Genomic DNA, 12405 nt, shown 5'->3' on the forward strand with positions numbered 1-12405 from the left:
TTGCAGCCATCGTCGGCCTGCGCAGCGGACCGTCGAAAGGAACCGCCGGCTTCAGATAGGGCAAGTATCTTGCGCGGCCACTGATCTGATCTACGAACCGCCGATCTCACGAACGGAACCAACCGCTGTCTCCGTTCCTTTAGAAAGGAGTGGAGCCTCGATCCCTGGGTGCTTCCGAGGGAACAGGCCCATGCTCCGAGAGACTCGCAACGAAGAACAGGTTCTGGACCGCACCGCCGAGGTCGCAGCAGCCATTGCGGAAGAAGGTCTTCGCTATGTCAGCGACTCCGCGCCCGGCTACACCCGCAAGCGGACGGGGACTACCTTCAGCTACTACGACAAGGACGGCAAGCGCATCACCGATGCCGCCGTCATCCGGCGCATCAAGTCCATCGGTATCCCGCCGGCCTATGAATCCGTTTGGATCTGCCCCTCGGCGAACGGCCACATCCAGGCGACCGGGCTCGATGCGCGGGGCCGCAAGCAGTACCGCTACCACGCGAAATGGCGCGAGCTGCGCGACCAGAACAAGTACGAACACATCGTCCAGTTCGCAGCCGCGTTGCCCGCGCTGCGCGACCGTGTCGCGGCCGACATGAAGCTGGAAGGACTACCTCGCGAGAAGGTTCTTGCCACGATCGTCAGCCTTCTGGAGAAGACTTTGATCCGGGTCGGCAACGCCGAGTATGCCGAGAAAAACAAATCCTACGGGCTCACCACCATGCGACGGAAGCACGTTGCGGTGGGTCGCGGCGTCCTTCGGTTCGACTTCACGGGCAAGTCGGGCAAACAGTGGAAACTTCGGGTCGAGGACAAGCGGATTGCCGCCATCGTGAAGCGCTGCGCGGAAATCCCCGGACATGAGCTCTTCAAGTACCTGGACGACGACGGGCAGCCGCGTACGGTCGATTCCGGCGACGTCAATGCTTACATCAAGGAGATCAGGGGCGAGGACTTCAGCGCCAAGGATTTCCGCACTTGGGCGGGGACGGTTCTGGCGGCGTTGGCGCTGACCGAGTTCAAGAAGTACGACAGCCAGGCCGAGGCGAAGCGCAACGTCGTCGCCGCGATCGAAAGCGTCTCCAAGCAGCTCGGGAATACGCCGGCCATTTGCCGCAAGTGCTACGTGCACCCGGAAGTCCTGAACGCCTACATGTCCGGTGATCTTGTCAAGATGATCGAAGCCAAGATCGCTCGGAAGTTCAAGCGACAGTATGCCAAGCTCACGTCGGATGAAGTCATGGTGTTGGCGTTTCTCCGCAAACGCCTCGATTCTTTGAAGGCCCCCGACTAGTGCCTCCTGCGACGCTTACCACGCTGGCGGCGCCGCGAAGGACGGCCTACCCTATCTTCATGCCTGGACTCGCCAAGCGCACCGGCCGGCCTCGGTCAAATAACTGTTGTTAGTCACTTAGACGCGCTTTCCACCGGCCTGAGAAGATTCTTGACGACGTACTTGCCGATCTCATACCCCATCTCACGACCGACCCTTGTCGAGAACCGATAGTGAAAGCCTGCCCAAACCCGGGCTTCGGACACCTCGTTGATGAATGATTTAAGGTCTGTCCAGCGGCGCTCAGCCCCCGGCGCAGTGGTGCTCGTCATGCTGATCTCAGAGAACGTGGTCGTACCCAATGCGGCTTCGAGAACCGCACACATAGCAGACGCCTGCACACAGTGAGCGCATGGGTATTCTGGGTGCATCGGAGTATCCGCGATCGGACGCCACAATGGGTCCCTCTCTGTTTCGGCGTTGTCATCCCTGTCGCCATTGCGGATCGCCGTAATCGGCCGCCAGAAATTGTAGTGGTACTTGGCGTCGAACACCGCAATCAGGCTGTCTGCCCGAGCGACGGCGATCAAGGCAAAGATGCGGGAATTATCGGTTTGGTCTAGCTTCTTGGCGGCTATCAGAGCGCGTGCGAGCGGATAGAACACGTCGCCGCCGATCGAGATCCAGAACTTGGCCGCTTCGGTCTGATCCGCGGTGCGGGACTTGCTGTCGAAGCGGCCGACTTTGGAAATCTCGTTGAAGTCGTGCGCCCATTCCGAGCTGGAGAGCGCAACGGGCGGCTCCGGTCGGAATTGGTCAGCCTTATTCATCGCGAAGGGTCGAACGCCCGGCCACTGTGCGACGACCAGTCTGGGCGTCGGAACGTAGACGCCCGGAGTGGTGATGGGCCGATGGCCGTCGGGCGCGGCGGACCCGTCGTCCTTTCTGTTCGTCAGGATTTTCGCGGCCACCGTTTCGCCAACTCTAATGCCTTCTTCCTTCGCTGGGCCGTCGGGGACGCGCTGAAGGTCGTTGCTGAGCGCTTGTTTGAGCTCGGGCGCGTTTGCCTCCGGGCTGCTCGCGAGTAGTACGGTTGCGGCAGCAACGCCTGCCGCTACTTCTTTGGAGACTTCGCGGCTGATGTGAAGCTTGGTGAGGAACGGTGCGTATCTCGGCTCCACTGAGTTGGTTGCATCGAACATGGCGAGGTGCATCATCGCCAGCACGCGCTCTGCCGCCGGCGGTCCCAGCTTTTGGGCCAGCAGCAAAGTGACGGCTCGCTCATTCCAGTCTGAAATGACATCCGCAAAGGCAGAAGTGACAGGGAGCGACAACATCAGTCCGGCGAGAATGCTGCGGCGCAGGGGTGCTCGGTTCATGTAGGCCTCCGTTTGCTGCGACCGACCAGGCGTGAGAGCCGGGCGCGCCGAGGCAAACATCGCTACCGGTTCCGCTCAAGTCTGTTTTTCGAACTAGCGAAGCAAAGCCTTCGGTGGTTCAATCGCGATCATGCAAGACGGCTATGACCAATTTTGCCCCATCGCTAAAACGGCTGAGGTACTGGCGACGCGTTGGACGCCGCTGATCCTGCGCGAATTGATGGCTGACAACCGAACATTCAACGATGTTCATCGTGGCGTGCCGCTTATCTCGAGAGCGGTCCTTGTGACACGACTTCGCGAATTGGAAGATCAAGGAATCATCGAAAGGCGCGCGCGGTCCAACGGGACTGGACACGAATATTGGCTTACCCCCGCTGGCGAGGCACTCCGGCCGATCGTCAGCGAGATGGGACATTGGGGTCTGGTACACGCGCGGGATGCGATCAAGCCGACGGACCTTGATCCCTTCTTCCTTGTATGGGGTTTCCGAAAGAGGGCGGTTCGGGACGCCATTGATAAGAAAGTCGTCGCTCGCTTCGAATTCGCCGGCGTGCCGGCCAACCGAACGAAGTACAGCATTCTGTGGCTGGTCCTCGATCCGCAGGGCGTAGACGTCTGCGCCAAGGATCCCGGCTTCGCAGTCGACGTTATTTTCCGCGGCAAAATCGCCGATTTCGTTGCGGTGTACTTGGGATATCTGCCGTGGCGGCAGGTCGAAGGCAAAGAGATCATCGTGGAAGGGACAGATCGTCGCCTGATCAAGGAGGTGCCGACGTGGATCCGGCTCGATAAAATCGTCGGGCGCGACTTTCCTGTCGTGAAGGGAGTTGTCCGCGAGCGCACCACCGGAGCGATTTAATCGGCCGCCCCATCGGCGGCGTCTTCCGCGGTGTGTCGCAGGCCGCCACGGGGTCGGATCGGCCGGGGTGTCGAAGGCGACGCCCAGCCGGCCCCTCGTCACCATCGCTATATCACCGTCCGCGGGCCAGCTTCCCAACCTGCAGCAGGTTCACCTCATCGCGTCCGGGCTCTTTTAGACCCCTACAGAGCCGAGTTCGCAGTCGCAGCGGAAGACTTGGGCGACATCATCACCACCACTGGACATCTGTGCCCCTAGGGATGTTCATTGATCCCATGCCACGGCGGCCCTTGAGCGCCCGTGCGCCCTCCTTGTGTCCTGATCGCTGCCGGACCGGCTGAAACGGCAGGTGCTCTCGTCGGCGGAAACGGGCCCTCCGTTCGAATCCGGTGTGCTGGACATGGTACGGGCCGGGGGCGTTCGCAGCTGGTGATGCCGCGCGGGTTCGCCTTCCGTCCTCCTCGTTGGACGGACTGGCATGGCCGCAAACAAGGTAACGGCGGTACGCTTGGGGCTGGGGAAGTAACCGGCAGTCCGGCACTATCCAAGCCGCCGCGCGTACCGGCGGCTTTTTCTTGGCCTGATCCTACTTAGGAAGCGTTGGCCCTAGCCCTTTCGCGCGCCTCGCGGCGCCGTTCCCGACGTTCGCGGCGGCGCTTGGCCCGGTCGGCCGGCTGCCGCAGCGGAGGAACCAGTGTCGGCGAAGCGACGACCGTCTGCTCAACCGAAGGCACCGGAATGGGCTCCGGCGCAGCAGGGCGAGCTTCCATGAACTCGAGCACAGCCCGTCCCTTTACAGTGATCTTCCAGCCGCCGCTGATGCGTTCGACCAGCCCTTGTGACCAGATGTCGAGATCCGGAACCCGTGCCGCGAGCCGCCTGGTCCGGTCCGCCCAATCGCGGCCACTGGTCGCCAGAATTGCCATGTCCCGCTTGAGGTCCTCCATGACGGCAAACCCGTCCGGATATGCCGCCAAAATCTTCAAAACGGTGACCTGGAAGTTCACGCCCGCGTCCCGGTTTTCAGTTAGCGCCACATGGTGGGCGCGTGCGAAAGGGCCTTGCGGCCGACCTGTCTGAGGTCCTCGGGACAGAGCTCGCCGCCATTGGCGGCCTCCAGGATCTTCGAAGCCACATGCGTCCGCGCGCCGATCTCGCGCTGCGGAAGACCCTCGCACACTTCGTCGAAAACCGCGCGCAAAAGCGCCGTGGTTGCCATGTCGAACATGAAATGCCCCCAACAAGGGAAAGTAGCATCTTAGCCGAGTTTTCCCGATCTTACGATTGAGGCATGCTAAGTTTGCGGATTTGTGCTCGGGGATTAGGGAGCGACGCTGACGTGCCGAAATGCGAGCTTCGAGGTAGCGCCGAGTTATAAACCTAACGCGATCTCGGCCCACTTCAACATGCGATCGCTGTTGAGGAATGCCAGCACCGCTGGCTCCAGTGAGCCGGGTACGCCCCGTCCAACCAAGGCCGTTGCAGCCACCATGTCGCAGCGCTGATTGAAAGCGAACGAAAGCGCTGCGTTACCATTTCCCTCGACCCGATACGCGCGGCTGCGGCCTTGCATGGGCCCAACGACAATCTCCCGACCGGCACCGATCGGCGTTGTCTTACCAATCAGCGCCAAGTCGCCCATTTGCTCGAGGTCAGTATCGTCGGCGACGCCGGTGGTGCAATTGCAAAAGCCGAGCTTGGCGCGAACGTAAAGCTGGACCTCACCGCCGCAATCGTTGGCATTGCAGCGAAACGCCTTGCCTTTCCCCCAAGGATCTACCCCGAAGGGCCACTCGGTTTCCGTCCACACCGGGCGGATCTGCCCGGTTGCCGCTGTTGCACGTGTCAGGTCGCCGGATCGCAGCATCCAGACCGCAGCGACCGCACAGAACAGTGCCGCGGCTGCGCCGATCGCGGTGAATTTGCTGGTCAGACGCATAGCACCTGCCGCCGAACTCTCTCTAATTCTGAGCCATGAACTTTCGTGCGGCCGCCAGATCTTCCCGCGAGGAGGCGCCATCCCGTGCCATGTCGACCACCTTCGCATAGTACTGGCGTGCCTTCACGGCATCCCCTGCTTTCTCGGCGGCGTGAGCCGCGCCGATCATCGCGCCGAACCGGTTGGGCTCCTTGCGCATCGTGCTTTCGAACGCGACCAATGCCTCCGTCGCCATGCCGCGTTCGAGCAGCATGGTCCCATAAAGCTCGCGTGCCGGAGCAAGCGGTCCAGGCGTGACGATGGATTTCTCGGTCTTGTCTTCGGCATCGGCCGCAAGGCGCATCGCTTCCAACGCGTCCGCCGGTTTCCCCCAGGCGTTGAGCTGCCAGGCTGTGGCGACCTGCCGCTGGATCTCGACGATTTCGGCCCAATAGGCGTCCTTGTCCTGCTGCAGCTTGTCCCGCAACTCCGCCAGCTTGGCGATGTCCGCCGTCGCTGCGTCGGCATTGCCGGAGCGCGCGGCGCCGAGGGCGCGGGCGAAGTAGGTGATCGCATCGACATAGGCAAACCGGCTCGGCTCGACCTTCAGTGCGGCAGCCCTCGGCCAATCACCTCGCTCGACCATGTAGCGCGCTTGGCTCGCCGCTATCGCGTAGGGGCCGGCGCGAACGGCCGGCGCATAGCCCGTGGTCGCAAGCATGTCCGCGATGACGTCGCGGGCTCGGCTGTCCTGTGCAAGCTGGAGCAGGGCGTAGACCATGTAGTCGTCGGCGTGGAGCTGCTCGCTAGGGTCCTTGCCCTCCTTGGCAGCCTTGGCGGAACGGCTATTGGCATCGATGGATTCGTTCCAGTAGCCGACGCGCGTGAAGATGTGTGACGGCATGTGCAAGGCGTGCGGCGCCGCTGGCGCGATCTCGGAATAGCGCTTGGCAGCGTCGAGGCCTTGCTCCGCTATCGCCGGATAGTCATAGAGGTGGATCAGGTAATGCGCGACGCCGGGGTGCCGCGGCTGCCGCTTGAAGATCGGCTCCAGGATGGCCGCGCCCTTGAGCTGGTTAGCATACGTCTTATCGTTTGGTGAGGCCGTGACATTCAGGGTGATGGCGTAGGCGATCTGCGCCTCGTCATCATTGGGATAGCGCTCCGCGACGGCCTCGGTTGCCTTGAGATAGGCCTGTGCCCGCTGGCCAAACGTCGTCTTCTCGTCCCCCGAGTAGAAGGCCAGCAGTGCGTCGACATAGTCTCGTTCGCGGTCGCTCTTGGCGCCGAGTGCCTTGGCTTTTTGCAGCGCGGCGAGGCCCTCGGCGAGATTTTCCTTCGGTGCGGGAAAATGAGGATTGTAGAGCAGGCTCAGTGCAATGCCCCAAAAGGCGATCGCGCATTCCGGATCGGCTTGCAACGTCTCCTTGAAAATCTCCTTCGCAGGCCGGTACCAGAACGAGTGCTGGTAGCGCATGCCGCGATCAAAGCGGCGTTGCGCGACCTCGTTGCAAGTGGTCTGGAAGTGCACCTTGCCAAACTGCTCGTCGGTCGCATCCTGTGCGCGGGCGCAGGCCGTGGCGCAGATCGAAGCAAGAGTGGCGAGGAGAAGAGAGACGCTTTTTAAAGCGAGCGCGCGCATGGGCCCCTCCGTTTTCGGTTAGAAGCAAATGGATTCAGAAGGCGCCAAAGAAAGGCCTTAGCGCCGAAATTTATCGTGCTGAAAATTCGCTTTGGAAAGGATTTGCCCATTTGCGGCAGGTGTCAATAGGAGGGAATGATGTGGTTAGGGAAGAACGCCTGTCAGAATTCATCCTTCTGCAAGCGGAATATCCGGAGGGGAAGCGGTCGCATGCAATGCCGCTAAAATGCAAAACCGATGGCGCGATGTAAGAAGGTTGTAGTGAGGGCTTTTGTCCTCAGGCGAAGGAGGAAAGTCGAGCTCAGCATGGCAGCAATTGAGGCGACACCGGACGTGCGGAGAACGCGGTCAGATCGACGCGAATGACCCGGAGCGGACGTCGACCGTGGGCGAGCCTCATATGCAGCCCATCGAACGACTCTCCACGTTGCCGCAGTCACTCGGGCAGTTCATGAAGCTGGCGGTATCGGCGAGATGCGAGCTGGAAATTCCATTTCTGTCGCTAAGTGCGACAGCTTGTCCGGGTTTTTGACGATGTAGATCGCGGTGATCCCGTCCTCGCGGATGTCGAGCGCAGTCGTCTGCAGAACGCCGCGTCCATCGAGGCTAACGTAGCCTGGCAGGCCGTCGATGGTGACGACACGAAGCAGCTTCGGCGGTACGACGTATTTGCGTCGCTGCCTAGCAAATAGGCGCAGGGCCCGCTCGACCCCCCGAATGACATTGCGGAAAGCAAGGACTTTGCCGCCGCCATCGGTATGGATCTCGACATTCCTTGCCAGCAGCGCCGAAAGCGCCGCCACGTCCCCGTCGCGTGCTGCGGCGAAGAAAGCACGGGTGATCCGATCCGCATCCGCGGGTTCGACATCAAAGCGGGGACGTGCGGTCTGCACGTGCTTGCGGGCGCGCGCCGCGAGCTGACGAACAGCTGCCGGCTGGCGGCCGAGCGTGATGGCCACTTCGGTCAGCGGCACGTCAAAGACGTCGTGGAGAAGGAAAGCGGCCCGCTCAAGAGGCGACAGGCGCTCAAGGGCCAGCATCAACGTGACCGTGACGTCGTCGGCGACCGTCTCGTTCGGCTCCACGGAACCGACGAGAGGATCTGGCAGCCAGGGTCCGACGTAGGTTTCCCGGCGCGCCCGCGCGGAGCGGCGTCGGTCGAGGCACAGGCGTGTGACAATGCGGGTCAGATAGCCGGGAGGCGAATCGACGCCACCCTCCACCCCGACCCACCGTAGCCATGCGTCCTGAACGACGTCCTCCGCCTCGGTGAGCGAGCCCATCATCCGATAGGCCAAGCGTGTCAGGCGCCTGCGCTCCGCTTCGAACTCGGTGGTCCGCTGATCGTCCATCGCCTCCATCCGCCCAGTTTCCTCGCAGATCATATCCGCTGTCACCGTCGCTCGCGCATCCCGAACCCGAGAATAAGACGATCGGACCTGCGTGGATGTGACATCGGCCGCTTTGAATGGAACCGCCGAGTGTCATGTCACACCCTGACCGCTTGGCCCGTCATCGCTCCGAGCGTCGAATCTCCGGCGTTCCGAACAACGAGGCACGTCATGAGCGAGAACAAGCGGCTGGTCTGGAACGAAGTGGCACCCCACGGTGCAAAGGCGCTCTTCAGCATCCACCACTACATCACCACGGGTACCGACCTGCCCCACGAACTGATCCACCTCGTCTTCCTGCGGGTTTCGCAGATCAACGGCTGTGCGCACTGCATTGACCTGCACACCCGGGACCTCTTGGCCACGATGTCATTTGAAAAAGTCGCCCTCGTTCCAGTCTGGGCCGAGGTGCCCCACCTGTTTCCCGACAAGTACCGGGCTGCCCTCGCGTGGGCGGAGGAAGTTACGCTCGTCAGCGAGACGCACGCCTCCGACGAGGCCTATGCGGCCGCAAGCGCGGCTTTCGCTCCAAAGGATCTCGTGGACCTCACGATCACGATTGCGGCCATGAACGCGTTCAACCGGTTGGGGGCGCCCTTTCGGCTCCCGGTCAAGGCCAAGGCCTGATCCGCTTCTTCGCATCGATTCGGAATGGCCCAAGGGCCGTTCCGAAGCGGAGCCGCGGGTGCCGGCCTATGAACCGGAGCGGAAGTTGCGCCCGGAGAGCTGTAGCGCCGCGCCCCTCAGGTCTCTCGCTCAGAGCTTTACCGAGATGAAGGCTTCTTCCGGAATCGCAAGCCTAGGCATTGCGCCGACTACAATGCCAGCTATTGGCCCGTGGGTGACCTCAGCCCACCGCGCGGCAATGTCGGCTTCCGAGAGATGACCCGACCGAGGGCATGCTGGCTGCTGAGGGCAGCCTTTGACCCTGAGCAGACTTTTGGACCGTTCTCATTCCGTATAGAAGTCGCCGTTTGTTCCCATTTGAGTATCCTTGGTTATTTTTAGGAACGTCAAAGGAGGTTTAGCGTCTGGCTCTATTCGAGAGGACCGCCGCCATGCCAGAGCATCACATCGAAACCCCGCTCTTTTGCCCTAAGTGCCGGAAGAGGACGCGGCTTCTCGAACGGCTTTGGAGCACAAAGACGGGAAACTACGTGTACGTGTACAAATGCCAATGCGGGGAGCTAATCTGGGAGGATTGATGACCGACAAGAAACCACCCAAGAAGCCCCGCGCAAGTCAAAAGCCGTCTCCCATCGACGAACTGCGCCAGTGGTCGAAGAGGACATCGAGGAGCAGCGGAAGTTCGTCCAAGAACTAAAGCGCAAGCTGAACTAAGGCTGCTTCAGTTGGCGGCCTCAATCATTCAGCCGACGTTGACTTTCGCTTGTGGCCCGATGGCGAAGTGCGTTTTAGTTCAGGTATTGTTAGCGCATCGGGGGCATACCGGAAGTGACGCGGCGCTGCTCAAACCGGCGCTTCTGACCCGTGGCTGACTTCCGCCCACAGAGCTGCGATTTCCGCTTCCAAAGAATGACCGCATCAGGGACATCCGGCTGCCATGGACGGCCCTTGACCCTTTCAGACATCAGACAAAGTGGGCTCTATGGACGCGACTGGAGTACATAGAACTTCGAGCTAAATCGCGAACCGCTGTGATCAATGCTGCGTTGAGCGAAGTGCTCCGATCAGTCGCGCAGCCGTGCCTGGCTTAACTCCAGGCGGAGTTGTACGCCAGAAGGCTTCCAAACAATATCGACTTTTCCGCCGAGCTGCCCTTCGACCGCAGACTTAATGAGCCTGCTGCCGAAACCGGTCGATGTCGGCTTGGCAATCGCAGCAGAGGAATTGCGCTCGCTCCACGTCAGAACCAGATCTTTTCCAGCAAGTTCCCAGCCGATCATCACCTTCCCGTCTGCACGACCCAGTGCGCCATACTTGGTAGCGTTCGTGGCAAGCTCATGCAGGATGAGCGCCATAGCGGAGGCTGATTTCTCGCCCAGCAGGATTTCCGGTCCGGCCAAGCTCACTTTGCCATGTTGCGCGTCACTCAAATGCGGTGCCAATATCTGTTCAGCAAGATGGATGAGCAACACCGAATGCGCCGGCATCGAATCTGCTGCGCCGATCCGGACGAGGTCATGTGCCCGCGATAGCGCTTGCAAACGTGCTTTAAGCGCGGAGCTCATTTCAGCCGTCGTATTGCTCGATCGGCCCGTCATGTACACCATGGCCTCGAAGAGCTGGAAGAGGTTCTTCACCCGATGATTCAGCTCTTGCATCAGCAGCTGCCGGGCCTCCTCGGCCATTTTCAAATCATGCAGGTCAGTGCACGTGCCGTACCAGCGGATGATTTCGCCCGCCTCGTTGCGGACGCACTGTGCACGTCCGATCACCCAGCGATATTCACCCGAGCGGTGCCGCAGCCGATACTCGATATGATAGGGGGTGCCCGTAGCCAAGCTGTGGCGCCACAATTTCCAGGCTCGCTCCTGGTCGTCGGGGTGAAACATTCCGTTCCAGGCCTCACCATCGGTTGAACCTTTGGGCATCCCCGTATATTCGTACCAGCGGTCGTTGTAATAATCATGATAGCCGTCAGGCAGCGTCGACCAGATCATCTGGTCGATGGAGTTAACGATGGCCTGGTAACGTTCCTCGCTTTCGCGAAGAGCAGCCACCGCCCGGATCGTGTCCGTCACATCGGTCGCTTGCACGAAAATGCCGTACCGGTCGCCCGCGCCGTCGCTTATCGGCTGATAGACGAAGTCGAGATGCCGCTGCTCGCGAATTCCACTTCGATCCAGGACGACCGGAATGGCGCGCCCGGCGTAAGGCTCTCCGCTCTTGTAGACGGTGTCGAGTAGCTCGATGAAACCTTGCGACGCCACCTCGGGCAGGGCCTGGTCGACCGACTTGCCGAGGATGTCGTTACGGCCCACCAACTGCAAGTAAGCGGGGTTTGCGATTTCAAAGACATGGCGTGGCCCCCGCAGAACGGCCGTCGCGCCTGGCGCCTGTTCAAACATCAGGGAGAGACGCGCAATCTCCTGCTGGGAGCTACGCCGCGCCAGGACAATTTGAGTTGTCTCGTTGCCTTGATTGAAGATGCCCGCAACCTCGCCGTCTTCGCCGCGGATCGGGCTGATGCTGTAGTTCCAGTAGGTCTCCTGCTGGACGCCGCCACGCACCATTGGCAGCATTTCGTCATAGGTAGAAAAGCCCTCACCCGTGGCCATCACGTTCTCGAACTGCGGGCCGACGACGTGCCAGATGTCGGACCAGACTTCCTTGGCGGGGCGGCCGAGAGCCCAGGGATGGCGCTCGCCCGGGATGACAGACCACGCGTCATTATAAAGGAGCCTGAAGTCCGGCCCCCAATAGATCGCCGTTGGAAAGCTCGAATACAGGCAAATGGACAGTGCCGAACGAAGCGATTGCGGCCACGAATCCGGAGGCCCGAGTGAATTTGACCTCCAGTCGAACAGGCGGATGCGCTCTCCCATCCGTCCTCCCCCGTTCAGGAATGTCAGCATCTCGTCACGCATCGAATGCCCGTCTCAGCCCTCCGGGAGCAACTTATCCAGCATTTCGGCGGACGGATACCCCCTGGCATGTCCTTACAGAGCGAACTGATGGGCCGGCTCTGTCCCGTCCAAAATATTTGCTGATCTCTCTCGATCTAGACCGCCCCCGGGAAGCTCTGCAAGTGGGCAAGAAGTTGGCAGAGCGAAGCCGAGAGACTGTGACGGTTCGGGACCATACCGGTGTGATCATAGGCGTCTTCACCCGGACGCGCATTGACTAAAGACGCCCCCGGGTTGGCGGCCCTCTTCATTTCAACCCAAGTTGGATTTCCGCTGTTGGCCGATTTCGTTGAAAAAGGCAGCGGCAATCCGATGGATTGGCGCCAGCTCCGAAGCGGCCTAGCGCCTGG

At 61.1% G+C, this 12405-nt stretch carries 10 protein-coding genes; 3 read left to right on the forward strand and 7 right to left on the reverse strand.

All coding sequences use genetic code 11. The features are described from left to right. Positions 1-190 precede the first annotated feature (190 nt). Entirely contained in the window at positions 191-1294 is a 1104-nt protein-coding gene (locus CO669_RS18965; protein ID WP_097661453.1) for a DNA topoisomerase IB, read from the forward strand. A 113-nt stretch (positions 1295-1407) separates the two neighbouring features. On the opposite strand, the gene CO669_RS18970 is transcribed toward CO669_RS18965, so the two are convergent. Further along, positions 1408-2652, reverse strand: a complete 1245-nt coding sequence (locus tag CO669_RS18970; protein WP_128963647.1) for a vanadium-dependent haloperoxidase — start codon at positions 2650-2652, stop codon at positions 1408-1410. Positions 2653-2782: 130 nt separating this feature from the next. Here CO669_RS18970 and CO669_RS18975 point away from each other — a divergent pair, with 130 nt between their 5' ends. Then, entirely contained in the window at positions 2783-3514 is a 732-nt protein-coding gene (locus CO669_RS18975; RefSeq protein ID WP_097661455.1) for a winged helix-turn-helix transcriptional regulator, read from the forward strand. Between the two features lie 590 nt (positions 3515-4104). Here the strand turns inward: CO669_RS18975 and CO669_RS18980 are convergent. The 5 genes from CO669_RS18980 to sigJ form a co-directional block, all read right to left on the reverse strand. Next, positions 4105-4521, reverse strand: coding sequence for a hypothetical protein (locus CO669_RS18980; RefSeq protein WP_028141955.1), 417 nt, complete (start codon positions 4519-4521; stop codon positions 4105-4107). A gap of 20 nt (positions 4522-4541) precedes the next feature. Further along, the gene (locus CO669_RS18985; RefSeq protein ID WP_028141954.1) at positions 4542-4742 is read right to left on the reverse strand and encodes a hypothetical protein; all 201 of its coding nucleotides are present in this window, start codon (positions 4740-4742) and stop codon (positions 4542-4544) included. 144 nt (positions 4743-4886) lie between these two features. Beyond that, entirely contained in the window at positions 4887-5453 is a 567-nt protein-coding gene (locus CO669_RS18990; RefSeq protein WP_028141953.1) for a hypothetical protein, read from the reverse strand. A 22-nt stretch (positions 5454-5475) separates the two neighbouring features. After that, positions 5476-7074: a tetratricopeptide repeat protein gene (locus CO669_RS18995; RefSeq protein WP_097661456.1), complete on the reverse strand. Its 1599-nt coding sequence runs from the start codon at positions 7072-7074 to the stop codon at positions 5476-5478. A gap of 449 nt (positions 7075-7523) precedes the next feature. Beyond that, positions 7524-8426: an RNA polymerase sigma factor SigJ gene (gene sigJ / locus CO669_RS19000; protein ID WP_244659518.1), complete on the reverse strand. Its 903-nt coding sequence runs from the start codon at positions 8424-8426 to the stop codon at positions 7524-7526. 210 nt (positions 8427-8636) lie between these two features. Here sigJ and CO669_RS19005 point away from each other — a divergent pair, with 210 nt between their 5' ends. Continuing rightward, the gene (locus CO669_RS19005) at positions 8637-9092 is read left to right on the forward strand and encodes a carboxymuconolactone decarboxylase family protein (RefSeq protein WP_028141951.1); all 456 of its coding nucleotides are present in this window, start codon (positions 8637-8639) and stop codon (positions 9090-9092) included. Positions 9093-10156: 1064 nt separating this feature from the next. Here the strand turns inward: CO669_RS19005 and CO669_RS19010 are convergent. Beyond that, entirely contained in the window at positions 10157-12016 is a 1860-nt protein-coding gene (locus CO669_RS19010) for a PAS domain-containing HWE histidine kinase family protein (protein ID WP_035709162.1), read from the reverse strand. Positions 12017-12405: the final 389 nt, after the last annotated feature.

The sequence above is a fragment of the Bradyrhizobium sp. Y36 genome (assembly GCF_002531575.1).
Classification (GTDB): Bacteria; Pseudomonadota; Alphaproteobacteria; order Rhizobiales; family Xanthobacteraceae; genus Bradyrhizobium.

Coding starts and splice junctions, on each gene's coding strand:
- CO669_RS18965 (WP_097661453.1), top strand. CDS start 191: ATGCTCCGAGAGACTCGCAACGAAGAACAGGTTCTGGACCGCACCGCC.
- CO669_RS18970 (WP_128963647.1), bottom strand. CDS start 2,652: ATGAACCGAGCACCCCTGCGCCGCAGCATTCTCGCCGGACTGATGTTG.
- CO669_RS18975 (WP_097661455.1), top strand. CDS start 2,783: ATGCAAGACGGCTATGACCAATTTTGCCCCATCGCTAAAACGGCTGAG.
- CO669_RS18985 (WP_028141954.1), bottom strand. CDS start 4,742: ATGTTCGACATGGCAACCACGGCGCTTTTGCGCGCGGTTTTCGACGAA.
- CO669_RS18990 (WP_028141953.1), bottom strand. CDS start 5,453: ATGCGTCTGACCAGCAAATTCACCGCGATCGGCGCAGCCGCGGCACTG.
- CO669_RS18995 (WP_097661456.1), bottom strand. CDS start 7,074: ATGCGCGCGCTCGCTTTAAAAAGCGTCTCTCTTCTCCTCGCCACTCTT.
- sigJ (WP_244659518.1), bottom strand. CDS start 8,426: ATGGACGATCAGCGGACCACCGAGTTCGAAGCGGAGCGCAGGCGCCTG.
- CO669_RS19005 (WP_028141951.1), top strand. CDS start 8,637: ATGAGCGAGAACAAGCGGCTGGTCTGGAACGAAGTGGCACCCCACGGT.
- CO669_RS19010 (WP_035709162.1), bottom strand. CDS start 12,016: ATGCGTGACGAGATGCTGACATTCCTGAACGGGGGAGGACGGATGGGA.